Origin of the sequence: Nonomuraea sp. NPDC003804 (assembly GCF_040610675.1) — a bacterium.
Classification (GTDB): domain Bacteria; phylum Actinomycetota; class Actinomycetes; order Streptosporangiales; family Streptosporangiaceae; genus Nonomuraea.
This window is the reverse complement of the sequence record NZ_JBEXMT010000001.1, coordinates 313,314-336,820: the sequence shown is the minus strand read 5'-3', so window position 1 is coordinate 336,820 and position 23,507 is coordinate 313,314. Positions and strand designations below refer to the sequence as shown.

Here is a 23,507-nt window from a genome sequence, read left to right as displayed (position 1 = left end):
GACGCGTGGCGGCCAGACGTGCGCGCAGGCGCGTCGCGGGCCATGAGTGCCAGGACGGAAGCGCGGGACTGGACGGGAAGTCTGGGGTCTGCGGAAGGGACGGGGAGGTCGGTGGACCGCCGGGGTCATGGGGTCCGGCGACGCAGGACCGACGCCGGCGCGGGGAGTGGGCGGGGTGCGAGGGAGGACTACGGCCGCGAGGGAGCGTGGTGGGACGAGGGGATGGGGGCTGCGGGGAGTGGGTGGGGCGTGGGGACCGGAGGTTGCGGGGAGTGGGCTGGGGCGTGGGGACAGGGGGTTGTGGGGGAGTGGGGCGGGCTGCGGGACGGGGGCGCAGGGGGGCGTCGGGCGGGAGCGGTGAGGCGCAGGTCGGCCGGTGGGCCGCGGCCTGCGCCTCCGGTGGTCACACCCCCGCGCGGGCGCGGCTGCTGCCGGCCATCGACCGGTCGAACGTCGTCGTCTCCGGGGTCTCCTCCATGTCCTTGTGCGTCTCCTCCATGCGCAGGGCCACTCCGAGCGCGAAGCACGTCGGCGCCCACTCGCCGATGAAGATCCCCCACCGGTCGGCCCTGTCGATGTTCTCGGCGGTCCTGGAGGCCATCCAGGAGATGATGGACGCGCCGATGGCGGCGAACCCCGCGGCGTACATGTGGCTGGACCTGAGGCCCATGGCGTGCAACTTCTTGATCATCTAAGATCCCCCCTTGTCGTGGGGAACCTGCCCTTCCCATCGGACGGAAACCCGGCGTGGGACACAAAGAATTGGCATCCGGTGCCGGCCCTGCCCGCACGGGATGGCCGCTCCACTGTCCGGCCCGCGGTCCGCTCGGCCCGCGGTCCGCTCGACCCGCGGTCCGCCTGGCCTACCGTCTGTCCGACCTGTAGCCCGTCTGATCCGCTGTCTGTCCGTCACCCGTAGTTCGACGCCCGTAGTCCGTCACCCGTAGTCCGTCTGGCCCGCTCGCCGTCCGAGCCGCCGGCTGTCCCGCAGGAGGAGACCCTGTGACCGCTGATCGCCACCGCCCCGGCTACGTCCGCCGCCGTCTGGGCCGGGCGCTGCTCGGCTACGCCGTCGCCCTGCTCGTGGCCGCCGTCGTGGTGGCCGTCTGGTGGCTGACCCGGTAAGCACGGCCCCCGGCTCGCACCCGAGTCAGGCATTGGCCGTCTATCGCAGGTGGGTCGCCCTGCTGGCCGCGGTGGCCGTCCTGTCGATCTGCAAGCCGTGGGGGAGGACCCGCTGGGGACGCCTGGCCGCCCGGATCCGCCCGGACGCCAGGACGGTCGTGTCCGCGACGACCGCCACCGGTCACCCGATCGGCGATCCAGAGGACGGCGACGTGCTCGACGTCGCCGGTCTGGACGCCTGGTTGCCGATGGCGGTCGGCGGGTCGCTGAGGTCCTGACGTCCGGGTCGACGGCCCGCTCCTACACGCCGTTCACGCCGTTGAGCAGGCTGGTGCCTTCCAGCAGCTTGCCGAGCAGGTCGGTGATCTGGTCGGTGTTGCCTCGGCTCGGCACCTCCCAGGCCGCCGCGGCGGCCGGGCCCGTTGCCATGCCCAGCGCCAGGACGACGCCGGCGGTCGTGATCGCGAAGCGCTTCATGTTCTGTTCCCCCTTGAAGATCCTTGCCCGGCACGCTATCGATTCCGGTGGCAATGGCCCGTCAAGCACGGGGCTGTGTTCGTCAACGGGATCACGGCCGCGCGGGACGGCTCGCGGTGCCGGGGACGGCCGGGGGCACAGCCGACGAGGTGGCCCTTTTGCCGCCTCTTGGGGCGTCTCCTGGCACCGTGAAGTATGGACTCCTCGGGGGAGCGCTGGGTTTCCGCACTCCGTGACCAGGCCGCCCGCCTGGCCTTTCCCGACTGGGTGCCCGGACCCGACGACTGGACCTCCCTGTACACCAGCTTCGAGGAGGGCGGCGCCCCGCTGACGGAGGTGGCCGTCTACCGGGGCCACGACCGCATCCACTTCATCCGCTACACCGGCAACGAGCTGATCGCCTTCTGGACCAGGCTGGTCGACCGGATCGCCGAGTGACACCCGCTGAACCGCGAAATTGTCGGTCAGGTACGAAAGACTGATGCCATCATGGTGATCTCCCCTTCGCTTCCCTTCACTCCCGTGCGCTCGCCCTCGGGCGACATCGTGGTGTTCTACACCGGCACGGAGCCGCGCATGACGCGCGAACAGGCGCTGGCGCTCGCCGACCGGCTGCGTGAGCTGGCCACCGAGACCCCGCCCACCGGCATGGCCGCCGGGATCCTCTGCGGAGCCGACCGGCCGTGACCCCGGCCGCCTCCAGGACCCCGGCGGCTTCCAAGACCCCGGCCGCCTCCAGGACCCCGGCGGCTTCCAAGACCCCAGCCGCCTCCAGGACCCCGGCGGCTTCCAATACCCCAGCCGCCTCCAGGACCGCGTCGGCCGGCCCGGATGAAGGCATGCGCCTGTACGTCGAGCTGGCGCTGACCGCCGCCGAGCGGGAGCGGGTCCGCGCGCTGGCCGGCGACGTGCCGGTGTGGTTCGCCCGTCCCAAGGAGCACACCGCCCGCGACGCCGAGGCCTTCGCCGGGGCGCGGGTCGCGGTCGGCAACTGTCCGCCCGAATGGCTGCCGGCGGCGCACCACCTGCGGTGGCTCCAGCTGTCGTCCATGGGCGTCGACCGGTACGTGGGGCTCGACTGGGCCACGCTCGGGCGGCGGATCACCGTCACGAACGTGTCGGGCGCGTTCGCCGACCCTGTCGCCCAGACCTGTCTGGCGGGCATCCTCGCGCTGTACCGGGGGGTCGACGAGCTGGTCCGGCTGGGGGAGCGGCGGACCTGGTCGGACCGGCCGCTCCGGCCGGGGCTGCGGCTGCTGACCGGGGCCTCGGTGGTCGTCCTCGGGGCCGGTACGATCGCGCGGCGGCTGGCCGAGCTGCTGGCCCCCTTCGGCTGCCGCGTCACGCTCTACTCCCGCAGGATGACCCCGGCCGAGCTCGACACCCTGCTGCCGGGGACCGACGTGCTGGTGGGGCTGCTGCCCGGCACGCCTGAGACGGCCGGCCTGCTCGACGCGACCCGGCTGGCGCTGCTGCCGCCCGGCGCGATCTTCGTCAACGCCGGGCGCGGCTCCCTGGTCGACGAGGCGGCGCTGGTGGCGGCGCTGCGCGAGGGACGGCTCGGCGGTGCGGTCCTCGACGTGACGGCCACGGAGCCGCTGCCGCCCGGGCACCCATTGTGGAGCTGCCCGAACACGCTGCTCACCCAGCACACGGCGGGCGGCTCCGACCGGGAGTCGGAGCAGATCCTCGAGATCTTCGAGGACAACTGGCGCAGGTTCGTCGCGGGCCGGCCGCTGCGCAACGTCGTGCAGTGGTCGCGCGGGTTCTGAGCACCGGCCGGGCGGCAGGATCGCCCGTGCTCTCCCGCCAGGCGGCGGTCGAGAGTTTACCTTTCCCGCAGGCAGGGCGCTGACCTGGGGTTTCGCGTGCTGTGTGCTGTGAGCGTGATCACACGTCACCGATTTGTGACCAGTCGCCCCCTTGCTGGGGCGGTTGGGCCGTTTGTACGGTCCCTTCATTGCCACTTAACAACTTGTTCAGTGCAGAGAATCGAGACGTTCGATGGCAGCTGAGCCCTTGGGCGACCGGATCCGTGCCTACCGTCTTATGCGCCAGATGACCGTCAGGGGTCTGGCGGCACAGGCACAGGCCAGCGCCAGCTTCATCAGCCAGTTGGAGCGCGGCCAGACCAGTGCCAGCGTCGGGATGCTGCGGCGGGTCGCCGTCGCGCTCGGCATCACGGTGGCCGATCTGTTCAGCGAGGACGCGGTGGACGGCCACCGCATCGTCAGGCGGTCCGAGCGCCCCGAACTGCACGCGGGACGCGGATCGCGCAAGTACCTGATCTCGCAGCGACCACTCCAGAACCTGGAGGTGTACAGCGGCGAGTTCGACCCGGGCGCATCCACCGGCGAGGAGCAGTACACCCACGGCGACTCGCAGGAGATCCTGCTCGTCCTGCGCGGCACCGTCACCGTCCATCTGGGGGACAGGGAACTGCCCCCGATGGGTCCCGGCGACAGCGTCGAGTACCGCACTTCCATCCCCCACCGCGTCGTCAACGACGGCGACGAGGAGGCCGAGGTCCTCTGGATCATCGGCCCCCCCACCCCCGACTGAACCCCACATCACGCTCTACGAGGGGGCAACCCCATGCTCATCCGACCCAAGCGACTGGCCGGTACGGCCATCGCCACGGCCTCCCTCCTCCTGGTCGCGGCCTGCGGCGGCAGCGCCGCCGCGCCCGCGGACATCGACCTCGGCTCGGGACCCGCACAGTCCGGAGCCGTGAAGAAGGACGCCCTGAAGGGCGTCAACATGACCTTCGTCTCCTACGGCGGCGTCTACCAGAAGGGTCAGCAGGACGCGGCCATCGACCCCTTCGCCAAGGAATCGGGCGCCCAGGTGCTCCAGGACGGCCCGACCGACTACGCCAAGATCAAGGCGCAGGTCGACTCCTCCAACGTCACCTGGGACGTCGTCGACACCGACTCGATCTGGGCCGAGGCCCAGTGCGGCAAGCTGCTCCAGCCGCTCGACTACACGATCATCGACAAGTCGAAGGTGCCGGCAGGCCTGGCCACGGAGTGCAGCGTCCCCGCGATGCAGTACGGCATGGTCCTCGCCTACAACAAGGACAAGTTCGGCGCCAATCCGCCGCAGGGCTGGGCGGACTTCTTCGACACCGCGAAGTTCCCCGGCAAGCGCGCCGTCCCCGGCATCCCGGGCGACGCGGCGCCCGGCCCGTACGAGGCCGCGCTGGTGGCCGACGGCGTGGCCGCCGACAAGCTCTACCCGCTCGACGTCGCCAGGGCCACCAAGAAGCTCGACGCCGTCCGCGGCGACCTGGTCTTCTGGAAGACCGGCGCCGAGTCGCAGCAGCTGCTGGAGTCGGGCGAGGTCGACATGGTCATGATGTGGAGCGGCCGCGCCTACGCCGGCATCAAGAACGGCGCGACGTTCGACGTCCAGTGGAACGAGTGGATGCCGATCATGGACTCGCTGAGCGTTCCCAAGAACGCCAGGAACCCCAAGGCGGCCATGGCGATGATCAACTACTACCTGGGCGCCCAGCAGCAGGCCAAGCTCACCGAGCTGACCTCCTACTCGCCCATCCACACCGACGCCCAGCCCAAGCTCGACGAGCTCGGCACCTCCTTCCTGACCACCCGCCCCGAGATCGTGGACAAGAGCCTCAAGGTGGACGGCGCGTGGTGGGCGAAGAACCAGCCCGAGATGATCGAGAAGTGGTCCGCCTGGCTCGGAGGCTGAGCGCGCCGTGAAAGAGAGAACGGCGGGGCCCGCGCTCCTTCTGCTGCCCGCGCTCATCGCGCTCGGCGTCTTCTTCCTCTACCCGTTGGGGTCGATGCTGGTCAGCGCCTTCACCGACCCGGAGCCCGGCCTGCGCAACTTCGCCTGGTTCTTCGGTGAGCAGGCCAACATGCAGGTGCTCGGCAGGACGTTCAGCACCGCGCTGTGGGTGACGCTGGTCGCGCTGGCGCTGTCCTATCCCTACGCCTACGCGATGACGATCGTGGGGGCGCGGGCCAGGGCGATCCTGACGCTGCTGGTGCTGGTGCCGTTCTGGACCAGCCTCATGGTGCGCACGTTCGCCTGGGTGATCCTGCTCCAGGACACCGGTGTGATCAACAAGGCGCTGGGCGCGCTCGGGATGGGGCCCTTCAGCCTCATCCGCACCCAGACCGGCGTGGTCATCGGCATGGTGCAGCTGCTGATGCCGTTCATGGTGCTGCCGCTCTACGCGGTCATGAGCGGCATCGACCGGCGGCTGCTGCCAGCGGCCACCAGCCTGGGCGCGCACCCGGTCACGGCGTTCGTCAAGGTGTACGTGCCGCTGTCGCTGCCCGGCGTCTCGGCCGGGTGCCTGACGGTGTTCATCAGCGCGCTCGGCTTCTACGTGACGCCCGCGCTGCTGGGCTCGCCGACCGACGCGCTGATCTCGCAGCAGATCTTCACCCAGGTGAACGGCCTGCTCAAGTGGGGCCGCGGCGGCGCGATGGGCGTCGTGCTGCTCGGGCTGACGCTCGCCATGATCGCGCTGCTGGGGCTGACGCTGCGCCGTACCGGGAAGAAGGTGACGGGATGAGGGCCCGCTGGCCGCTCTGGGCCTTCTGCGCGCTGACGGGCGTGTGGCTGGTCGTCCCGGCGCTGATCGTGGTGCCGCTGAGCTTCACCGACAAGCCGTCGCTGAAGTTCCCGCCGGACGGCTACTCCACCCGGTGGTACGAGAACTTCTTCGGCGACGCGGCGTGGATGTCCGCGCTCGGCACCTCCGTGCAGGTGGCGCTGCTGGTCACGGTCGTGGCCACGACGCTCGGCACGGCCGCCGCGCTCGGCCTGACCAGGGCGAAGATCAAGGGTCTTGCCCTGGCCCAGGGATCCATGCTGGCGCCGATGATCGTGCCGGGCGTCGTGCTGGCCATCGGCACGTACGCGGTGTTCCTCAAACTGCAGCTCGTGGGCACGCTCGCCGGGTTCGTCATGGCGCACACCGTGCTGGCCCTGCCGTTCGTCATCATCCCGGTCACCGCTTCGCTGCGTGGCTTCGACCGGCGGCTGGAGGACGCGGCCGCCAGCCTCGGGGCGAGCAGGTGGACCGCCTTCCGCAGCGTGACGCTGCCCCTGGTCGCGCCCGGCGTGGCCTCGGGGGCGCTGTTCGCCTTCGTCACCAGCTTCGACGAGGTGGTCGTCTCGCTGTTCATCCAGAGCCCGTACCTGCAGACCCTGCCGGTGAAGATGTACGCCAGCGTCACCAGGGAGACCGATCCGACCATCGCCGCCGCGGCCACGATGATCATCGCGCTCACCACGACGCTCGTCCTCGTCGCCACCTTCTTCGTCGCCAGGAGGACCCGTGCCAAGTAGCATCCAGCTCACCGGCCTCACCAAGACCTACCACGACTTCGTCGCGGTCGACGACGTGTCGCTGACGATCGAGCCCGGCGAGTTCATGACCCTGCTGGGGCCCAGCGGCTCGGGCAAGACCACGACGCTCAACATCATCGCCGGGTTCGTCAGGCAGACCAGCGGCGAGCTGACCGTTGACGGCACCTCCATCAGCGCCACCCCGCCGCACCGGCGCGACATGGGCATGGTCTTCCAGCACTACGCTCTGTTCCCGCACATGACGGTCGCGGAGAACATCGCCTTCCCGCTCAAGCAGCGCAAGGTGCCCAAGGCCAAGCGCGCCGAACTGGTGGCGGCCGCCCTGGCCACCGTCCACCTCGGCGACTTCGGCCACCGCTACCCGCGCGAGCTGTCCGGCGGCCAGCAGCAGCGCGTCGCCGTCGCCCGCGCCATCGTCTACAACCCCCGGGTGCTGCTGATGGACGAGCCGCTCGGCGCGCTGGACAAGAAGCTGCGCGACTGGCTCCAGCTCGAGATCAAGCGCATCCACGCCGAGCTCGGCACCACGTTCGTCTACGTCACGCACGACCAGGACGAGGCGCTGGTGCTGTCGGACAGGATCGCGGTGTTCAACAAGGGCCGCATCGAGCAGGTGGGCCCCGCCGCAGAGCTGTACGAGCGGCCGAAGACGTTGTTCGTGGCCAAGTTCCTCGGCGAGTCGACGGTCCTGCGCGGGCCCGTCTCCGGCCAGGGCATCGGGGTGTGCGCGCGCCTGCTGGACGTGCGCGGCGGCATCGACGGCAAGGACGGCGCCCTGGTGGTGCGGCCGGAACGGCTGGCCGTTCGCAAGCCGGGACACGAGGCCGAGCCCGGCTGGAACGCCCTGCCCGCGACCGTCACGGGCGAGATCTACCTGGGCTCCAGCCGCAAGCTGGAGCTGAAACTGCCGGACGGCAGTCCCGCGCTGGTCCGCGAGCAGGCCGGCGGCCTGAGCGAGGCCCGTGCGGGCGACGAGGTGACGCTGACCTGGCGCGTCGCCGACTCCGTCCTTCTACCCGACGAAAGCGACGCGGAGGCTGTGCTCACGTGAACCTCACCAAGGACTTCGCCAACGGAGGAGTCTCCTTCTGGTACCGGCAGATCGGCATCCCCGACCGCAGGGCGGCCCTGCCCGGCTCGCGCGACTACGACGTCGCCATCGTGGGCGGCGGCTACACCGGCCTCTGGACCGCCTACTACCTGAAGAAGGCCCAGCCCGACCTGCGGATCGCGATCCTGGAGAAGGAGTTCGCCGGATTCGGCGCCTCCGGCCGCAACGGCGGCTGGCTGTCGGCCGAGTTCGCCGGCTCGCGCGAGCGGCACGCCAAGGCGCGCGGCCGCCAGGCGATGATCGACCTGCAGCACGCCATGTTCGCGTCGGTCGACGAGGTCATTCGCATCGCGGGCGAGGAGGGCATCGACGCCGACATCCACAAGGGCGGGCTCATCCACACCGCCACCAACCCGGCCCAGCGCCGCCGCCTGCACGAGGAGCTCGACGAGCTGCGCGCGTGGGGTTACGGCGAGCAGGACCTGCGCCTGCTCGAACGCGACGAGCGCGAGTCGCGGCTGCGCGTGGCCGGCGCGCTCGACGCCACCTTCAGCCCGCACTGCGCCCGCATCCAGCCGGCCAAGCTGGCCGTGGGCCTGGCCAGGGTGGTCGAGGCGCTCGGCGTCGACATCTTCGAGGGCACCACGGTCACCGCGATCAGGCCCAGGCAGGCGATCACCACCAGGGGGGTGGTGAAGGCGGAGTACGTCATCCGCGCCACCGAGGGCTTCACCGCGGGGATCGAGGGCCAGCGCCGCCAGTGGCTGCCGATGAACAGTTCGATGATCGTCACCGAGCCGCTGCCCGCCGACGTGTGGAAGCACCTCGGCTGGGAGGACCGCGAGCTGCTCGGCGACGAGGCGCACGCCTACATCTACGCCCAGCGCACCGCGGACGACCGGATCGCCATCGGCGGGCGCGGCGTGCCGTACCGGTACGGCTCCCGCACCGACGACCGCGGCGCCACGCAGCGCTGGACCGTCGAGTCGCTGTGGCGCATGCTGGTCAAGCTGTTCCCTGCCGCGGCCGACGCGCGCATCCAGCACTCCTGGTGCGGTGTGCTCGGCGTGCCGCGTGACTGGTGCTCGACGGTCCACCTCGACCACGCGACGGGGCTCGGCTGGGCGGGCGGCTACGTCGGCAGCGGCGTCACCACCACCAATCTGGCCGGTCGCACCCTGCGCGACCTGGTGCTGCGGCGGGACACCGAGCTGACCGCGCTGCCGTGGGTGGGCCGCCAGGTCCGCCAGTGGGAGCCCGAGCCGCTGCGCTACGCCGGCGTGCAGCTCATCTACACGCTGTTCCGTGCCGCCGACCGGCGGGAGAACGACAGGGGCACCTCCACCTCCGGATACGCCCGCCTGGCCAACCTGATCGCGGGGCGCTGATGACGCATCTGAGCGACGCCTTGTCCGTGGCGATGCCGCCGGCCGTGCCCAAGCCCACCAGCCTGACCGGCCAGCGCGAGTCGACGCTGGAGCTGTGGCGTGACGGCGGCGCGGAGACCGGCGTGTGGGAGTGCGAGCCCGGCACCTTCACCGCCGTCCGCGACGGCTTCCACGAGATCTGCCAGATCCTGACCGGCAGGGCCACGCTGACTGCGGACGACGGCCAGGTGACCGAGCTCGTCCCCGGCTCCACCGTGGTGCTGAACGACGGGTGGAAGGGCACGTGGGTGGTGCACGAGACCATGCGCAAGATCTACGTCACAATTGACACTAATCCTACCTGATTAGTAGATTACCGGACGGCCCGCCGCGTGGCGGGCCGTCTTTCCGGCATATTTCCTGCTTCGGACGCGCGCCCCGGGCACCTGTCGGGCGGCCAGCAGCAGCGGGCCGCCATCGCCAGGGCGCTGGCGATGGAGCCGGAGGTGATGCTCTTCGACGAGGCCACCTCCGCCCTCGACCCCGAACTGGTCAAGGGCGTGCTGGGGCTGATGGCCGAGTTGTCGCGCGAGGGCATGACCATGGTGGTCGTCACCCACGAGATGGGCTTCGCCCGCGAGGCGGCCGACACCGTGCTCTTCCTCGACGAGGGGGTGTCGGTGGAGGCGGGGCCGCCGGCGCGGATCTTCGAGGCGCCGGTCAGCCCCCGGCTCAAGCAGTTCCTGTCGGACGTGCTGTGAGCGTGGCGCCCGGCGGCACCCGCTGGACCTGCCCGCCTGCCGTCCAGGTGTAGGTCACGTGGTCCGACAGGTTGCTGAGCGTGGTGGTGCCGCCCTCGTGGCGCACCGCCACGCTGCCGCCGCCGACGGGGATGCCCGAGACCGACAGCCAGTCGATCCCCGCGGGCAGCGCCGGCTCCGTGGCGATGGCCGCGCCGTTCGGCCGCACGCCGAGCAGGCCCTCGACCACCTGGCTGACCAGCGTGAACGACACCTCCGGGTAGTCGCCGTTGCGCCCGCCCGCGACGTGCTCCTCCTCGCGGGCGGCATAGATCTCCCGCATCCACCGCCAGGCGGTCTCCGGCCTGCCGGCGCGGAAGAACGTGTCAGGCAGGTAGGTCCACGCCTCGATGTTGTGGGGCCTGCCAGGGCCGCCGGCCTGGGCCTCGATCGTGTCGAGGAGCCCGGTGTCGGCGGACAGGCCCTTCAGCGCGGGGAACCAGCTGCTCTCCCTGCCCCAGCCGGTGACGGGGCGGCCGTCGGCGGTGAAGCCGCGCACGTCCGTCCACTCGGCGGCGAACCAGTCGCGCAGCTCGGCGGCCCGCCGCAGGTAGTCGTCGCCGTCCAGCCCGCGCGCCCGCGACAGCTCGGCCATGGCCAGGAAGGCCGCGTACCGCGCGGCCACCCCGTCACCCGCCACCGCCAGCGGCTCGCCCTCCAGCTCGTTGTAGGAGGCGGTGCCCTCGAAGATGCTGGTGCCCATCGCGGTGGGCGGCAGCTCGATCGCGTGCCGGTAGTAGTCCCACAGCACCGGGTCGTCGACGTAGGCCCGCTCGCCCGTCCAGCGGTGGCCGACGGCGCCCGCCTCCACCAGCTCGTACACCGCGGGGACCTCCCTGACGAAGTCGCCGGGCCCGCGATAGTCGATCGCCAGGTAGGAACCGTCGAAGTTGAACGCCCACACCGGGCGGCGGCCGTGCTCCTCGGTGGCCGAGGCGGCGAACAGGCGCAGCATCGTGAGGTTGGCCTCGTGCAGGCCGAGCAGGTGGGCGCCGGGGAGCTGGTGGACGAAGTCGCGCAGGTAGAAGCCGCTGCGGTGGGCGTAGCCCGCCCAGTACGAGGCCAGGTAGACGCCCTCGCCGGTGCCTTCCGGCCGCCGCTCGTCCACGTCGACCGGGCCGCGCGATCCGGCCGGGTGCGCCCAGCGCAGCGCCCGGTCGCACGCCCACTCGAACATCGCCACCAGCTCCTCGTTCGAGGAGTCGATACGCATGAAAGCCTTCCGATCAGGGTCCGAGACTGGGCCGGACCACCAGCTCGCCGGGGAGCAGGAGCCCGGACGGGGGAGTGACGCCGTCCTCGATGATCCGCAGCAGCCGGCTGACCAGCGCCTCGGCGATCCGCCGCAGCGGCAGCCGCACCGTGGTCAGCGCCGGCTGCAGGAACGCGGTCACCGGCAGGTCGTCGAAGGCGACGAGGGCCACGTCGCGGCCGATCTCCATACCCTCGGCCCTGGCGGCGGCGTAGACGCCGAGCGCGAGCCAGTCGCCCCCGGCCACGATCGCGGTCGGGCGGTCGGCGCCCGCCAGCAGCTCGCGGGTGGCCGCGACGACCCGCGCGGGCTCGTCACCCGGCACGGCGAACTCCCGGCCCCGCAGGCCGTGGCGCCGCACGCCGGCGCGGAAGCCGTCGCGCCGGTCGTCCATCCACGGCTGCCCGCTGGAGGAGGCCAGGAAGGCGACCTCGCCATGCCCCCTGTCCGCCAGCAGGCCGACCAGGTCGACCACCGCCTGGACGCTGTCGACGTCCACCCACGCCTGCGGCTGCCCGGGCTCGGTCCTGCCGAAGGCCGCGAAGGGGAAGCCCTCGGCGGTCAGGTAGGCGACCCGGGGGTCATCGCGCAGTATGTCGGACAGCAGGAAGCCGTCCACGGTCCGCGCGGCGAGCAGCTCGTCCAGCGCCTGCTCCTGGCTCTGGTCCGGGCGCGGCCGTACCAGAAGGATCCGGTAGCCGGACTCGCCCGCCGCGGACACGACGGCCTCGAGGAAGCCGCCCATCAGCGGGTTGGGGTTGGCCGGGTCGTCGACCGGCGTCGGGTAGGCGATGATCCGCCTGGTGCCCGACTTGAGGCTGCGCGCCGACTGGTCCGGACGGTAGCCGAGCTCCTCGATCAGCGCGGTCACCCGCTCCAGCGTCTCCGCCTTCAGCCGGTGCGGGGCGTTGAGCGCGTTGGAGATCGTCTGACGCGACACGCCGGCCGCGCGCGCGACGTCCTCGATGGTGACCCCGCGCTCGCGCGGCCGACGTGTCGCCACTCAGTCTCTCCTCAGCTTGAGCAGACCGCCCATGGGCACCTCGACCAGCCTCGCACCCGCGTCGAACCGCAGCCTGTCGGCGCTGACGAGCGTGCCGCCGCAGTCGAAGACCTCGGCGCTCGCCTCGCCCTCGCCGTAGAGGACCACCCGGGGGTCGGAGTCGGCGTTGGCGACCAGCACCTCACCCGTGGCCGGAACGTCCACGGGGAGCGCGGCGTAGCGGGCGATGATCGTGGTGTCCCCATCGTAGGCCCGCACGAGGGGGTAGCCGTGCTCGGGCTGCGCCGGCTCCAGGGCGCCGAGTTGCAGGGTGTCCAGGTGGGTGCGGAAGACGCCCAGCCAGAACTCGACGGCGGCCAGCTGGTCGGGCCGCTGGGCGGCCAGGTCGACCGACACCTGCGGCACCGAGAACAGCGCGTTGATCAGGTGCACGGCCACCTGCTCGGCCGGCTCGTCCGGGTGCCACAGGATCATGTCCGAGTGCACGGCGACAGGTCCGGCGATCAGCCGCAGGTCGACCGTGCGCTGCCGGTTCTCCTGCGGGCTGAGCGGGCAGTCCATCGCGCGCACCATGTTCGCGTACGGCCACAGGCCCGGCCCCGTGTACGGCTGGCGGTGCTCGATCAGCACGTCCGGCCGCGTCCGGCGGAGCCGCGCGTCGAGGTCGTGCAGCAGCCGCCGCACCCCCTCGTCGACCTCCACGCAGTCGGCGCCGTCACTCGGGGCGGGATCGCCGCCCGGCGTGGCGAACCGGTCCACGAAGTCGATCTTCAGCCCGTCCATGCCCCACCGCTCGACCGCCTGGGCGAGCCTGCCGATGAGGAACTCGCGCACCTCGGGGTGGCGCGGGTCGAGCACGGCCGCGTCCATGTGGTCCAGGTAGCGCAGGAACCTGCCCTCGAAGTGCTCGAAGGCCGCGTTGTGCTTGCCGACGAACGGCAGCGCGTACCACAGCAGGTAGGCCATGCCGTTGTCGCGCACCCTGCGCACATGGCCCGCGATGTCGGGGAAGGCGGCCGGGTTGGGCTCCCAGTCACCGCAGAAGGCGTAGCCGCGCGCCCGGTCGGCGGTCTGCCAGCCGTCGTCCACGATGATCGTCTCGCAGCCGATCCGCCTGGCCAGCCGCGCCTGCACCTCCACCGTCTCCTCGGTGACCTCCTGGTGCATGCTGTACCACGTCGAGTAGGCAGGCAGCCGCGCCTGGAGGGGCGTCGGCGGCAGCTCGCGGCCTTCCTGCCACCAGGCCGCCACGTCGGCCAGCGCGGCCGAGTAGGGCCGCTCCGACACGTCGAGCCTGATCCGCAGCCCGTCGCCCTGGAGGGTGAAGACGAACTCGCCGGTCTCCTCGATCAGCCCGCCGGTGAAGCTGACCTGCGCCACCGTCTCGGCCAGCGCCGCCGTGCACACGTTGGCGCATGCCGTACCGACCAGGCTCACGACCGGGGAGCCCGTGGTCAGCCTGGCCGTCAGCGGCGCGGCCCAGATCGGCGGCACCCAGCGGGTGCCGCTGCCCGGCGTCCAGAAGGCGGCCGTGCTCACGCACGGCACCCTCCACTGCGCCGCCGTCGCCTCGGGGGCGTCGATCAGCCACACCCCCTCGCCGAGCGGCGTCACGGTGACGCCGGTGGTCCCCGCCACCGCCACCTCGACCCCGCCCGCGTGAACCACGGTCGTCTCGTCGAGCGCGTGCGGCCCCCAGATCTGCATGTCTATCCCTTCGTGGCACCGGCCAGCAGGCCGGAGATGAACTGTCTTTGGAGAATCAGGAAGAGGATCATCATGGGCAGCGAGGAGATCGCCGTGCCCACCATGATTTGGCCGAAGTCGGTCTGGGCCAGCCCCAGCAGGCTGGCGAGGGCCACGGGCAGGGTGTACATCTCGGGCGTGCGCATCGCGATCAGCGGCCACAGGAAGTCGTTCCACGCGCCGAGGAACAGGAAGACCGCCAGCGCCGCCAGGACCGGCCGCATCACCGGGACCACCACCCGCCACAGCACCCGCAGCTCGCCCGCGCCGTCGATCCGGGCGGCGTCCAGCAGCTCGTCCGGTATGGCCAGCAGCGACTGACGCGTCAGGAAGATGCCGAACGGCACCGACAGGCTGGGCAGGATCAGCGCCGGATAGCTGTCGATCAGGCCGATGTCGTTCATCATCTCGAAGATCGGGATGATGGTGACGCCGCTGGGAATGACGAGCGTCGACAGCAGCAGCACGAACAGCAGGTTGCGGCCCTTGAAGGTGAACTTGGCGAAGGCGTAACCCGCCAGCAGCGACACCACGATCGCGCCCGCGGTCTGCACCACCGCCACGTACAGGGTGTTGCCCAGCACGGTGACCAGCCCGATCGACTCCTCCAGCTTGGCCGTGTTCGCCATGAGCTGGTCGCCCGGGTAGAACTTCGGCGGCCAGGAGAAGATGTCGGCGTTGGCGTGGGTGGCGGCCATGGCCAGCCAGTAGAACGGGCCGACGCACAGCCCGAACACCACGGCCAGCACGAAAGTCAGCGTCCAGCCTTTCATGTCTTCTGCAACCTCATCTGTGCGATGCCGAACGCGGCCACGATCAACGTCAGGGCGTAGGCGATCGCCGCGGCGTAACCGAAGTCGAAGTAGCGGAAGCCGTTCAGGTACAGGTAAAGGGAGATCGTCAGCGTGGAGTTGTCGGGCCCTCCGCCGGTCAGCACGAGCGGCTCGTCGAACAGCTGCAGCGTCCCGATCGTCGACAGCACCACGGTCAGCGCCAGGATCGGCCGCAGCTGCGGCACCGTGATCGACCAGAACCGGCGGACCGGGCCCGCGCCGTCCACCATCGCCGCCTCGTACAGGTCCTTGGAGATGCTCTGCAGCCCGGCCAGGTAGATCACCGCGTTGTACCCGGTGTAGTGCCAGGTCAGGGCGATGACGATGGAGATGCGGGCCCAGAAGGGGCTGCCCAGCCAGTCGATGGGCGTCACGCCGAAGAAGCTGAGCAGCCAGTTGAGCAGGCCCGCGTCCTTGCGCAGGATCACCGAGAACATCACGCCGTAGGCGACCAGTCCGGTCAGGCTCGGCATGAAGACGCCGAGCCGCCACAGGCCGCGGAGCCGGACGGAGGCGGAGTTGAGTCCGAGCGCCAGCAGCAGCGCGAGGAACAGCATGATCGGCACCTGGACGACCAGGATCAGCCCGGTGTTCCAGAGCGCGGTCCAGAACAGCGGGTCGTTCACCAGCCGGACGTAGTTGTCGAGCCCGACGAAGGTGCGGGCCGCGCCCGCGCCGGTGGTCAGGCTGATGTACATCGCGGCGAGGATCGGATACGCCTTGAAGACCAGGAAGCCGGCGAGCGCGGGCACGATCAGCAGGTAGGGAACGTTGCGCCGGGTGACGAACGACCGCCTGCTCCGTGCCCGCTCCCGCGGCCTGGACAGGGTGAGCGTCATCCGGCGGCCGGCTTCCTGTTGGTCTGCTGGGCCAGCTGCGTGGCGGCCTCGGTCAGCGCCGCGGCCGGGTCGGCGCCCTTGAGCAGCACCTTCGTCTGCGCGTCACTGGCGAGCTTCAGCGCCCTGGCGTAGTCGCCGGAGTAGTAGGTGGCGTCGGCGCCCTCGGTGAGCGCGTCGACGAACGTCTTGAGCGCGGGCTGGTCGCCGAAGTACGGCTGGGGCGCGGTGAACCTGGGGTCGGAGTAGGCCGCGGTCAGCGCCGGGAACACGCCGCCCTCCGTGAAGACCTTGTTGATCACCTCGGGCTTGGTCAGCGCGTACTCGACGAACGCGTACGCCTCCTTCTGGTGCGTGCTGGTGCCCGACACCGACAGGTGAGTGGAGTTGACGATCGCGGCGCGCTTGCCGCCCGGCGTCACGGCCGGCGGCTGCATGACCCGCCACAGGCCCTTCTGCTCGGGACGCATCTCGGGGATGTAGCTGACGGCCCAGGCCGCCCAGGGCAGCACGGCCAGCTTGCCGTCGCTGATCATCTGCTTGGCCGTGCCCTCGCCGGAGGTGTCGGCGATGATCCCCGCGTCGTTCATCTTCTTGAGCAGGGTCATGGCTTGGACGGCGGGCGCGGAGCCGAGCGTGACCTCGCCCTCCCGGTTGAAGTAGAAGGCGCCCTGCTGCTGGAGCAGCGACTGGTACAGGTCCATGTCGACGTTGCCGGCGGCCGGCTTGTTGAGGCCGAGGAGGAAGGCGCCGGTCTTCTCCTTCAGCTTCTTGCCCGCCTCGATCGCCTCGTCCCACGTGGTGATCTTCTCCGCGTCGAGGCCCGCCTTGTCGAACAGGTCCTTGCGGTAGAAGAAGCCGACCGGGTTGACCTCCCACGGCATCGCGTAGACGCCGCCGTCCTTGCCGGTCACCGTCGGCCACAGCCCCTTGGCGAAGGCGTCCTTGTACTTGTCGGCGCCCAGCTTGCGCAGGTCGGCGAGGCCGCCGGGGAACTTGTCCATGTAGCCGGGCAGGTAGTCGATGCCGATGTGCAGCACGTCTCCCAGGCCCTTGCCGCCGGAGGCCATGCCGACGGTGATCTTGTCCCAGATGGCGGGGTTGCCGATCGCCTGGACGTTGACCTTGATGTTCGGGTTGGCCTTCTCGAAGTCCTTGGCCACGGCGGCCAAGCCCTCACTGGCGGGCTTCCACGACCAGACGGTGATCGTGACGGGGCCGTTCTGCGCCGCGTCGGGGGAGGAGCCGCAGGCCGCGGCGAGTGCTCCGGTGAGGACGACGGCCAGGGCCGCGCGACGGTTGATCATTTCTTTCCTTTCGGGGGGTCAGGGCCTGCGTGTGGTACGCAGTCCCTCGGCCAGGCGGTCCACGGCCTGGCTGGGGGTGGTGGCGTGGGGGGACAGCCGGATCCATGGGCCGCGCAGGGTGGTGGTGAGCCCTGCTCGCGTGAGGGCGGCATGGACGTCCGCGGGATCGTGCCCGGGGAGGCGGAAGCAGGCGATGCCGCCGCGCTCCTCAGGGGGCAGGTCGTCGTGCGGGATCTCCGCACCTGCGGCTCTGGCGGTGTCCAGGAGGGCGTCGAGGGTGTCGGCGAGCCTGGTGGCGATGGCATCGACGCCTACGGTGGTGACGAGATCGAGGGCGACGCCGAACGCGGCGACGGCCGGGTAGTCGGGGTTGGTCATGGTGTGCGCCGCCGCGCCGGGGAGCGGCTCGCGTGGATGGCCGCTCGTGCCGTCCGGGGCGGGTGCGGGGGCCTGTTCCGCCAGGGGTTCGCGGACGCCGGACCAGCCGCCGATGCCGGGGGAGAGGTGGCCCGAGACCCGGTCGCGGACGAGCAGGGCGGCGGCGCCCCACCCCGCCCTGAGCCATTTCTGGCCGCCGGAGGCCAGGACGTCGGCCGCCTCGACCTCCAGGGGAAAGGCGCCCAGGCCCTGGATGGCGTCCACGACCAGGACCCGGTCGCGGCCGAGGACCTCCTTGAGCGCGCCGAGCGGGGGCCGATGGCCGGTCAGCGCGTCCACGGCGCTGACCGCCAGCGCCCTGACGTCGGCGGTGAGGTGGGCGGCCACGACCTCGGGGGTCACCCGGGGGGCGTCGATCCACCGCACGCGTGGCCCGCCGCGATCCTGCAGGCGCAGCCACGGATAGACGTTGGCGGGGAACTCGCCGCGGCGCACCAGCACCGTGCCGCCCTGGAGGGCGGCTGCCGCCGCGAACAGCGCGTGGCTGGTCGAGGAGACGAAGGCGACCTCGTGCGGCGCGGCCCGCAGGAAGCCGGCGGTGTTCCGCCGCGCCTCCTCGAGCCGGGCGGCCAGCGTGTCCACCGCCCGCTCGCCCCTGCTCGCGCGGGCCGCCTCGACCAGGGTCATGGCGACGTCGTGTGAGATCGGGCCGACCCTGGCGAAGTCGAGATAGCCGGGCAGCTCGTCGAATCGACCCAGGTAGCGCGCGAGTTGAACGTTCATATCAACAAGGCGTGCCATGGGGGACTCCGGGGGTGGGGGGTGGATATGAGCGTTCAATATAGGGTATTTCGGGCGCGCCGGGAAGGCCCCGTGCGCGCCCGATGCTTTCTCAGTACTCGGTGGTCAGCGTGACACCGCTGAAGTCCGTCACGCCGTAGAGGCTGACGTGGTTCCAGCTGTTCGGCTGGACGTCGGCCACCAGGCTCTCGGCCGTGCCGGAGCCGGTCGACCTCGCGTCATAGGAAGAGGTGGTCGCCCACCCGCTCCGCCTGACGTACAGGTCGGCGTTGCCGGTGCCGCCGGAGGAGGTGACCTTCAGCCTGCTCACGCCCGCCGCGATCCACAGGTAGAAGTAGGCGTGGTTCTGGTTGGTGTGCACCGGTCGCCAGGCTGAGCGTCAGGGCGACCACGGTCGCCTTCGACAGGGTTCGCGCGATTCTCATCGCCACTCCTGGGGGGTGGAGCGCGGGAAGGGCGGTCACAACCTATACTCGAACACATGTTTCAGGCTTCGCTGCTCGACCTGTTCGCCGCCGAAGGCCCCGGGCCGCTCGGATCCACGGTCAGGCGCGTCGACCTGGGCCACGGTGCCTGGATCGACCTCAGGCCCGGCTGGATCGGCGGCGCCGACGCCCTGCTCGACCGGCTGATCACCGGAGTGCGATGGCGCGCCGAGCGGCGCCACATGTACGACCGGGTGGTCGACGTGCCCCGCCTGCTGGCCTTCTACGAGGAGGGGCAGGAGCTGCCCGACCCGGTGCTGGACGAGGCCAGGGCAGCGCTCGACGCCCACTACGGCGCCGAGCTCGGCGAGCCGTTCGCCACGGCGGGCCTGTGCTTCTACCGCGACGGCCGCGACAGCGTGGCCTGGCACGGCGACACCATCGGGCGGGGCAGCACCGAGGACACCATGGTGGCCATCGTCTCCGTCGGCGCCCCGCGGGCCCTCATGCTGCGGCCCCGCGGTGGTGGCGGCGCGACCGTGCGGCACGAGCTCGGCCACGGCGATCTCCTGGTGATGGGCGGCAGCTGCCAGCGCACCTGGGAGCACGCGATCCCGAAGACGGCCCGCCCGGTCGGGCCGCGCGTCAGCATCCAGTTCCGCCCCCGGGGCGTCCGCTGACCTTCGCGCCGGACCAGTCAGGTCGGCTCGTGCGCCGGCATCCGGTTCCGGCCCCGGGGCGTCCGCCGACCTCGCGCCCGATCAGTACGCTCGGCTCGTGCCACATACCCTGACCGCAGGTTGGATCACGCTCGTGGGGCCGTCGCCCGCCGCCGCGGCCACGGGCGCCGAGCTGGTCGCCCGATGGGCCGAGCCGCATCGCCGGTACCACACCCTCGACCACCTGCGGGCGGTCCTGCGCGCCGTCGACACGCTGGCGCACCTTGCCGGCGACGCCGACGCGGTACGGCTGGCCGCGTGGTTCCACGACGCGGTGTACGAGGGCAAGGCCGGCTCGGACGAGGAACGCAGCGCCCAGCTGGCCCAGTCCCGGCTGCCGAGATGCGGTCTGCCGCAGGCTCGGGTGGCCGAGGTGGCCAGGCTCGTCCGCCTCACCGCCACGCACGACCCCGACTACACCACCGAGCCCCCCTCCTCGCCTGGGCGCGGCCGGGACGCGAACGGGGCGGTGCTGTGCGACGCCGACCTCGCCGTCCTCGCCGGCGACGACTACGCGGCATACGCGCGGGCCGTCAGGCAGGAGTACGCGCACGTGCCCGACGAACTGTTCCGGCCCGGCCGGGCCCAGGTGCTGCGCAGGCTGATGGACGCGCCCCGGCTCTACCGCACGCCGCTCGCCCACGACCTGTGGGAGGCGAGGGCCCGCGCCAACATGACCGCCGAACTCGCCACCCTCGAAGCCTGAGCCCCGCCGGTCTTCTCGTGCGCCACCCTGCGGTCAACGCAGTCACGGACGGATCCCAGCCGCCCGGGCCGCCACCGCCCCGCGATCAGGCGGCTTCGCGTGCCCCGGCTGGTCTCGTGAAGGGTGTGCCGTCGTCCTGCGGTCAGCGGCGTCGGCGGGCCTGGCTGGTCTCGCGCAGTGAGTGCTGTTGTCCCGCGGTCAGCGGCGTCGGCGTACCCTCGCTGGTCTCGCGTGGGGTGTGCCGTCGTCCTGTGGTCAGTGGCGTCGGCGGGCCCGGCTTGTCGCGTGTATCGTCCTGAGTTAGCGGGGTTCCGGGGAGCGGCGCCTGCGGTGGCGCAGGCCGGCGGCGATGAGGCGGGCCAGCAGTTCCCTGGAGCTGACCGGCTCGGCGCCCAGCGCGACGGCCCGCGAGTGCACGGTCTCCGGCACGTCGTAGTGGTCCCTGTCGAAGGCCCGCGCCGGCACCCCCAGCAGCTCCGCGAACTCGTGCAGTTCCTCCAGCGAGCGGTCGCTGACCAGATGGGACCACAGCAGCCCCCGGGGGCCGGGCCAGTTCGGGGGATCGATCAGCACCGTCACGCCGTCAAGCGTAAAGCCACCCGCCGTGAGGCGGCGCCCCGAAACCGCGGCACTTCCGCCAGTCCTTGGGGCTGGACCAGCTCGAACCGCGCGCCGGCCCCACCCCGCGGCAGGAGACCCACCCACCGCGGATCAGGCGGTGGGCCGCTCCGCGGGCGATGGCATCAACCGATCGGTTGATGGGAGGTTCATCCAGACCCCTGATGGCCCCGGCAGGCCGCGACGGCAACCTGGAACACGTCAAGCCGTTCCGACCTGGAGAACCGACACCATGAAGATCCGTACCCGCCTGGTCGCTGGAGCCGTCGCCGCCATCGCTCTCACCAGCGGCCTGGCCACCACCCAGGTCGCGCGGGCCGCGGCCGCGGACCCGGCCGTCGTCGAGACCAAGGTGCTGTCCGCCGACGCCGCCCTGAAGATCGCCGACGCGGTGCAGAAGGAGGCGGCCAAGCAGAAGCAGCGCGTGACCGTCGCGATCGTGGACCGCTCCGGCGCCACCCGCCTGATCCTCAAGGGTGACGGCGCCGGTCCGCAGACGGAGGAGTCGGCCAGGCGCAAGGCGTTCACCGCGGTGAGCTTCGGCCAGGCGACCAGCGCGCTGTCGAAGAACCAGGCGCTGGCGGCCATCCCCGGCACGCTCCTCCTCGGCGGCGGCATCCCCGTGGCGGTCGACGGCGCCCCGATCGCGGGCATCGGCGTCGGCGGCGCACCCTCCGGCGACATCGACGAGGCCCTCGCCCAGGCCGGCCTCAAGGCCGTCCAGGGCCTCGGCTGACCCGCTCCACTGCTGCCCGCCGACCCGCCGACCCACTGACCCGACCCGCTGACCTGGGGTGGCCCCCGCTCCTCAGGTCAGCGGGTGCGGCCGACCATCCGGTACGGCACGCCGTCCCCCGCGCCACCCGAGGGCGCGGGGCTGGTGCTGTCCAGGGATACGCTCCTCGATCGCGCGTGGCCCGGGCTCGTAACGGCGCCCCGGCACGCGACTCGGGGCCAACCCTCGACCCCGGCCCCGGCGAGATCGGAATCGGGAACGACCTCGGACCGGGTCACGCCGTGACGATCGTCGGAGCCAGCCTCGGATCCGGCCGCGCCGAGACCGGCGTCGGGACCACCCCTGAATCCAGGCCGCACGGAGATGGGTCGGTCTGTTCGGCCGCGTGTTCCTGTTGCCGGGGCGGCCGCACGACATGCCGCAGGAGGGTGATGAAGATCACCAGCGAAATCCCGTGCGAGGGAGGCCGCCGGATCGTCCTGTCGGGAATCGTGGGGGGCCGGAGGTCACCTGATGCACGTTTTCTCATGCGATGGGCCGTCGCGCCGCGATTCCCCCTTGTCGCCGGCCCGCGTGGAGTCGCGGACCCGGCCGACGGCCACGCTCCGTAGGTTCCTGTATCCCCGACCGGCGGATCCCTGGCCGGCGGTGAATCCTCAATCGGCGGATTCCTGGTCGGCGGATCCCTGGCCGATGTCGAACTCCCGGCCGATGGCGGATTCCCGGCCGGCGGCGGGCCCTCGGCCGATGGTGGATTCCCGGTCGATGTCGAATTCCCGGTCGATGTCGAATTCCCGGCCGATGGCGGATTTCCGGGCGGCGGATCATGCCGGGGCGTGCCGGAGCCGCGATGCGGTCGCGGGCGGCCCGCACGAGCGTCCGGTCGCGTCATGACGGGCGATCTCGCGCAGCCGTACCTGCTGTCCGCAGGAGAGGGCGAGGCCGCCGCCACCCCGCAGCTCACGCCCATGCGGATCAAGGCGTCCAGCGAGCTCACGGGGGGCGCGATGGGCATGCTGGAGAGCACGGATCCGCCCGGCTTCTCGACCGTGCTGCACACCCACGAGGTCGCGGAGCTCTGGTACATCCTGGAGGGGCACTACGACTATCACGTGGCGGGGCGGTGGTTGTCGGCCGAGGCGGGCGCGGTGGTGTTCGTGCCACCGGGATGCCCGCACGGCCTGCGTGCGGGCCCCTCGGGAGGCCGCAAGCTGACGATCTTCGTGCCCGGTGGCACCGAGGGGTTCTTCCGCGACATCCACCGTCGTGCCGAGGCGGGTGACCTCCCGGAGGAGAGCATGCGCGCCCTCGACGCGACGTACGGTGTGACCACGCTCGGCCCGTTACCGCCCCTGGACGGCTGAGCCCGCCCGCGCCATGCCGCGTACCACGATCCAGTGGAAGGGCCGGATGACGGCGAAGTAGAGCCGGCCGGTCCAGTGCAGATACCTGATCACGGTCACCATCCGGAAGCGGTCGTCTCCGTCGGAGACGATCGCCAGGTAGGCGGCCAGGTGCGAGTCGCTCGCCTCCAGCAGCAGGTGCCGGTCCTCGACGCCTTCGACGACTCGGAAGAACCCGATCCTGCGGCCCGGCGTGAACGGGATGTCCTCGGGCCGCATGCCGCCCGATCCCGGCTGGACGTCCGGGTGGGCCGTGCGCAGCATCCGCGCGAACACGCCCCGCATCCGGTACAGGAGCCGCAGCCCGCCGGGTTCCCATCCGAGCGCGCCCGCGACGAACTCGCGCAGGTTCCCCCGGGCGGGGACCGGCAGCGTGTCGGTGAAGTCGCCGGAGTCGGTCAGGGCGCGCAAGGCGGCGAAGTCGGTGCCCATGCATCCTCCTTTTTAGAGAGTGTCCTCTAGAATTATGTTACATCCGGGCTGGTGGCCCGTTCGGGCGGGCGGCTCGGGCCGGTACGGCGGGCGGGTGGCCACCGAGTAGGCCCTGCGGAGGATCGCCAGGCGCACAGCCGCTG

Annotated in this window: 28 protein-coding genes and 1 pseudogene; 17 read left to right on the top strand and 12 right to left on the bottom strand. The window is 71.4% G+C overall.

Going from position 1 to position 23,507, the window contains the following annotated elements; all coding sequences use genetic code 11:
- Positions 1-403: 403 nt before the first annotated feature.
- Positions 404-691 carry a hypothetical protein gene (locus tag ABZX22_RS01570; protein WP_354904888.1) on the bottom strand — a complete coding sequence of 96 codons (288 nt, stop codon included), beginning with the start codon at positions 689-691 and terminating at the stop codon, positions 404-406.
- Between the two features lie 311 nt (positions 692-1,002).
- Here ABZX22_RS01570 and ABZX22_RS01565 point away from each other — a divergent pair, with 311 nt between their 5' ends.
- Positions 1,003-1,125: a hypothetical protein gene (locus tag ABZX22_RS01565; protein ID WP_354904885.1), complete on the top strand. Its 123-nt coding sequence runs from the start codon at positions 1,003-1,005 to the stop codon at positions 1,123-1,125.
- Entirely contained in the window at positions 1,110-1,403 is a 294-nt protein-coding gene (locus ABZX22_RS01560) for a hypothetical protein (protein WP_354904883.1), read from the top strand. Before ABZX22_RS01565 ends, ABZX22_RS01560 begins: the two co-directional genes overlap by 16 nt.
- A gap of 22 nt (positions 1,404-1,425) precedes the next feature.
- Here ABZX22_RS01560 and ABZX22_RS01555 read toward each other — a convergent pair whose 3' ends face one another.
- Positions 1,426-1,602, bottom strand: a complete 177-nt coding sequence (locus ABZX22_RS01555) for a hypothetical protein (protein WP_354904881.1) — start codon at positions 1,600-1,602, stop codon at positions 1,426-1,428.
- Positions 1,603-1,797: 195 nt separating this feature from the next.
- Here ABZX22_RS01555 and ABZX22_RS01550 point away from each other — a divergent pair, with 195 nt between their 5' ends.
- The 11 genes and pseudogenes from ABZX22_RS01550 to ABZX22_RS01500 all read left to right on the top strand — a co-directional run.
- A complete protein-coding gene (locus ABZX22_RS01550; protein ID WP_354904879.1) occupies positions 1,798-2,040 on the top strand; it encodes a hypothetical protein in 243 nt (80 codons plus the stop codon).
- A 51-nt stretch (positions 2,041-2,091) separates the two neighbouring features.
- Positions 2,092-2,289, top strand: a complete 198-nt coding sequence (locus ABZX22_RS01545; RefSeq protein WP_354904877.1) for a hypothetical protein — start codon at positions 2,092-2,094, stop codon at positions 2,287-2,289.
- A gap of 152 nt (positions 2,290-2,441) precedes the next feature.
- A complete protein-coding gene (locus ABZX22_RS01540) occupies positions 2,442-3,374 on the top strand; it encodes a D-2-hydroxyacid dehydrogenase (protein ID WP_354904874.1) in 933 nt (310 codons plus the stop codon).
- Between the two features lie 232 nt (positions 3,375-3,606).
- Positions 3,607-4,164: a cupin domain-containing protein gene (locus ABZX22_RS01535; protein WP_354904871.1), complete on the top strand. Its 558-nt coding sequence runs from the start codon at positions 3,607-3,609 to the stop codon at positions 4,162-4,164.
- A gap of 33 nt (positions 4,165-4,197) precedes the next feature.
- A complete protein-coding gene (locus ABZX22_RS01530; protein ID WP_354904869.1) occupies positions 4,198-5,316 on the top strand; it encodes an ABC transporter substrate-binding protein in 1,119 nt (372 codons plus the stop codon).
- Positions 5,317-5,323: 7 nt separating this feature from the next.
- Positions 5,324-6,151 (top strand): ABC transporter permease, encoded by an 828-nt coding sequence (locus ABZX22_RS01525; RefSeq protein WP_354904867.1) that lies wholly within the window; start codon positions 5,324-5,326, stop codon positions 6,149-6,151.
- Positions 6,148-6,930, top strand: coding sequence for an ABC transporter permease (locus ABZX22_RS01520; protein WP_354904864.1), 783 nt, complete (start codon positions 6,148-6,150; stop codon positions 6,928-6,930). Before ABZX22_RS01525 ends, ABZX22_RS01520 begins: the two co-directional genes overlap by 4 nt.
- Positions 6,920-8,002 (top strand): ABC transporter ATP-binding protein, encoded by a 1,083-nt coding sequence (locus ABZX22_RS01515; RefSeq protein ID WP_354904862.1) that lies wholly within the window; start codon positions 6,920-6,922, stop codon positions 8,000-8,002. The genes ABZX22_RS01520 and ABZX22_RS01515 overlap by 11 nt, the downstream gene beginning before the upstream one ends.
- Positions 7,999-9,390 (top strand): FAD-binding oxidoreductase, encoded by a 1,392-nt coding sequence (locus ABZX22_RS01510; protein ID WP_354904859.1) that lies wholly within the window; start codon positions 7,999-8,001, stop codon positions 9,388-9,390. The genes ABZX22_RS01515 and ABZX22_RS01510 overlap by 4 nt, the downstream gene beginning before the upstream one ends.
- Positions 9,390-9,734 carry a cupin domain-containing protein gene (locus tag ABZX22_RS01505; protein WP_354904858.1) on the top strand — a complete coding sequence of 115 codons (345 nt, stop codon included), beginning with the start codon at positions 9,390-9,392 and terminating at the stop codon, positions 9,732-9,734. Before ABZX22_RS01510 ends, ABZX22_RS01505 begins: the two co-directional genes overlap by 1 nt.
- 72 nt (positions 9,735-9,806) lie before the next feature.
- A pseudogene (locus ABZX22_RS01500) lies at positions 9,807-10,130 on the top strand (ATP-binding cassette domain-containing protein); the annotation flags it as partial.
- Here ABZX22_RS01500 and ABZX22_RS01495 read toward each other — a convergent pair.
- The 8 genes from ABZX22_RS01495 to ABZX22_RS01460 all read right to left on the bottom strand — a co-directional run bounded on the left by ABZX22_RS01495 (position 10,102) and on the right by ABZX22_RS01460 (position 18,686).
- The gene (locus tag ABZX22_RS01495; protein WP_354904857.1) at positions 10,102-11,382 is read right to left on the bottom strand and encodes a hypothetical protein; all 1,281 of its coding nucleotides are present in this window, start codon (positions 11,380-11,382) and stop codon (positions 10,102-10,104) included. The pseudogene ABZX22_RS01500 and the gene ABZX22_RS01495 sit on opposite strands and share 29 nt — an antisense overlap.
- A 13-nt stretch (positions 11,383-11,395) precedes the next feature.
- The gene (locus ABZX22_RS01490; RefSeq protein ID WP_354904854.1) at positions 11,396-12,424 is read right to left on the bottom strand and encodes a LacI family DNA-binding transcriptional regulator; all 1,029 of its coding nucleotides are present in this window, start codon (positions 12,422-12,424) and stop codon (positions 11,396-11,398) included.
- Positions 12,425-14,131, bottom strand: a complete 1,707-nt coding sequence (locus ABZX22_RS01485) for a glycoside hydrolase family 36 protein (RefSeq protein ID WP_354904851.1) — start codon at positions 14,129-14,131, stop codon at positions 12,425-12,427.
- Positions 14,132-14,133: 2 nt separating this feature from the next.
- A complete protein-coding gene (locus tag ABZX22_RS01480; RefSeq protein ID WP_354904849.1) occupies positions 14,134-14,943 on the bottom strand; it encodes a carbohydrate ABC transporter permease in 810 nt (269 codons plus the stop codon).
- Positions 14,940-15,842, bottom strand: a complete 903-nt coding sequence (locus ABZX22_RS01475) for a sugar ABC transporter permease (RefSeq protein ID WP_354904847.1) — start codon at positions 15,840-15,842, stop codon at positions 14,940-14,942. The genes ABZX22_RS01480 and ABZX22_RS01475 overlap by 4 nt, the downstream gene beginning before the upstream one ends.
- On the bottom strand, positions 15,839-17,146 hold the full coding sequence (locus ABZX22_RS01470; protein ID WP_354904845.1) for a sugar ABC transporter substrate-binding protein: 1,308 nt from the start codon (positions 17,144-17,146) through the stop codon (positions 15,839-15,841). The genes ABZX22_RS01475 and ABZX22_RS01470 overlap by 4 nt, the downstream gene beginning before the upstream one ends.
- A gap of 18 nt (positions 17,147-17,164) precedes the next feature.
- Positions 17,165-18,307: an aminotransferase class V-fold PLP-dependent enzyme gene (locus tag ABZX22_RS01465; protein WP_354904843.1), complete on the bottom strand. Its 1,143-nt coding sequence runs from the start codon at positions 18,305-18,307 to the stop codon at positions 17,165-17,167.
- A gap of 109 nt (positions 18,308-18,416) precedes the next feature.
- Positions 18,417-18,686: a PPC domain-containing protein gene (locus ABZX22_RS01460; RefSeq protein WP_354904840.1), complete on the bottom strand. Its 270-nt coding sequence runs from the start codon at positions 18,684-18,686 to the stop codon at positions 18,417-18,419.
- A gap of 120 nt (positions 18,687-18,806) precedes the next feature.
- On the opposite strand from ABZX22_RS01460, the gene ABZX22_RS01455 reads away from it, so the two are divergent.
- Both ABZX22_RS01455 and ABZX22_RS01450 read left to right on the top strand, forming a co-directional pair.
- A complete protein-coding gene (locus ABZX22_RS01455; protein WP_354904837.1) occupies positions 18,807-19,430 on the top strand; it encodes an alpha-ketoglutarate-dependent dioxygenase AlkB in 624 nt (207 codons plus the stop codon).
- 97 nt (positions 19,431-19,527) lie between these two features.
- Complete coding sequence (locus ABZX22_RS01450; protein ID WP_354904836.1) at positions 19,528-20,175, top strand: metal-dependent phosphohydrolase; 648 nt, start codon at positions 19,528-19,530, stop codon at positions 20,173-20,175.
- 300 nt (positions 20,176-20,475) lie between these two features.
- Here ABZX22_RS01450 and ABZX22_RS01445 read toward each other — a convergent pair whose 3' ends face one another.
- A complete protein-coding gene (locus tag ABZX22_RS01445; protein ID WP_354904833.1) occupies positions 20,476-20,754 on the bottom strand; it encodes a DUF4031 domain-containing protein in 279 nt (92 codons plus the stop codon).
- Between the two features lie 271 nt (positions 20,755-21,025).
- Here ABZX22_RS01445 and ABZX22_RS01440 point away from each other — a divergent pair, with 271 nt between their 5' ends.
- Positions 21,026-21,529, top strand: coding sequence for a heme-binding protein (locus ABZX22_RS01440; protein WP_354904832.1), 504 nt, complete (start codon positions 21,026-21,028; stop codon positions 21,527-21,529).
- 890 nt (positions 21,530-22,419) lie between these two features.
- Positions 22,420-22,893, top strand: a complete 474-nt coding sequence (locus ABZX22_RS01435; RefSeq protein ID WP_354904830.1) for a cupin domain-containing protein — start codon at positions 22,420-22,422, stop codon at positions 22,891-22,893.
- Here ABZX22_RS01435 and ABZX22_RS01430 read toward each other — a convergent pair.
- Positions 22,873-23,364 (bottom strand): DUF2867 domain-containing protein, encoded by a 492-nt coding sequence (locus tag ABZX22_RS01430; RefSeq protein WP_354904828.1) that lies wholly within the window; start codon positions 23,362-23,364, stop codon positions 22,873-22,875. The two genes, ABZX22_RS01435 and ABZX22_RS01430, sit on opposite strands and share 21 nt — an antisense overlap.
- Between the last annotated feature and the right edge of the window lie 143 nt (positions 23,365-23,507).

What these genes read in the sequence shown, in the direction of transcription:
- ABZX22_RS01570 (WP_354904888.1), bottom strand. Translation starts at nt 691, where the DNA reads ATGATCAAGAAGTTGCACGCCATGGGCCTCAGGTCCAGCCACATGTAC.
- ABZX22_RS01555 (WP_354904881.1), bottom strand. Translation starts at nt 1,602, where the DNA reads ATGAAGCGCTTCGCGATCACGACCGCCGGCGTCGTCCTGGCGCTGGGC.
- ABZX22_RS01550 (WP_354904879.1), top strand. Translation starts at nt 1,798, where the DNA reads ATGGACTCCTCGGGGGAGCGCTGGGTTTCCGCACTCCGTGACCAGGCC.
- ABZX22_RS01545 (WP_354904877.1), top strand. Translation starts at nt 2,092, where the DNA reads ATGGTGATCTCCCCTTCGCTTCCCTTCACTCCCGTGCGCTCGCCCTCG.
- ABZX22_RS01540 (WP_354904874.1), top strand. Translation starts at nt 2,442, where the DNA reads ATGCGCCTGTACGTCGAGCTGGCGCTGACCGCCGCCGAGCGGGAGCGG.
- ABZX22_RS01535 (WP_354904871.1), top strand. Translation starts at nt 3,607, where the DNA reads ATGGCAGCTGAGCCCTTGGGCGACCGGATCCGTGCCTACCGTCTTATG.
- ABZX22_RS01530 (WP_354904869.1), top strand. Translation starts at nt 4,198, where the DNA reads ATGCTCATCCGACCCAAGCGACTGGCCGGTACGGCCATCGCCACGGCC.
- ABZX22_RS01520 (WP_354904864.1), top strand. Translation starts at nt 6,148, where the DNA reads ATGAGGGCCCGCTGGCCGCTCTGGGCCTTCTGCGCGCTGACGGGCGTG.
- ABZX22_RS01505 (WP_354904858.1), top strand. Translation starts at nt 9,390, where the DNA reads ATGACGCATCTGAGCGACGCCTTGTCCGTGGCGATGCCGCCGGCCGTG.
- ABZX22_RS01495 (WP_354904857.1), bottom strand. Translation starts at nt 11,382, where the DNA reads ATGCGTATCGACTCCTCGAACGAGGAGCTGGTGGCGATGTTCGAGTGG.
- ABZX22_RS01485 (WP_354904851.1), bottom strand. Translation starts at nt 14,131, where the DNA reads ATGCAGATCTGGGGGCCGCACGCGCTCGACGAGACGACCGTGGTTCAC.
- ABZX22_RS01480 (WP_354904849.1), bottom strand. Translation starts at nt 14,943, where the DNA reads ATGAAAGGCTGGACGCTGACTTTCGTGCTGGCCGTGGTGTTCGGGCTG.
- ABZX22_RS01475 (WP_354904847.1), bottom strand. Translation starts at nt 15,842, where the DNA reads ATGACGCTCACCCTGTCCAGGCCGCGGGAGCGGGCACGGAGCAGGCGG.
- ABZX22_RS01470 (WP_354904845.1), bottom strand. Translation starts at nt 17,146, where the DNA reads ATGATCAACCGTCGCGCGGCCCTGGCCGTCGTCCTCACCGGAGCACTC.
- ABZX22_RS01465 (WP_354904843.1), bottom strand. Translation starts at nt 18,307, where the DNA reads ATGAACGTTCAACTCGCGCGCTACCTGGGTCGATTCGACGAGCTGCCC.
- ABZX22_RS01455 (WP_354904837.1), top strand. Translation starts at nt 18,807, where the DNA reads ATGTTTCAGGCTTCGCTGCTCGACCTGTTCGCCGCCGAAGGCCCCGGG.
- ABZX22_RS01440 (WP_354904832.1), top strand. Translation starts at nt 21,026, where the DNA reads ATGAAGATCCGTACCCGCCTGGTCGCTGGAGCCGTCGCCGCCATCGCT.
- ABZX22_RS01435 (WP_354904830.1), top strand. Translation starts at nt 22,420, where the DNA reads ATGACGGGCGATCTCGCGCAGCCGTACCTGCTGTCCGCAGGAGAGGGC.
- ABZX22_RS01430 (WP_354904828.1), bottom strand. Translation starts at nt 23,364, where the DNA reads ATGGGCACCGACTTCGCCGCCTTGCGCGCCCTGACCGACTCCGGCGAC.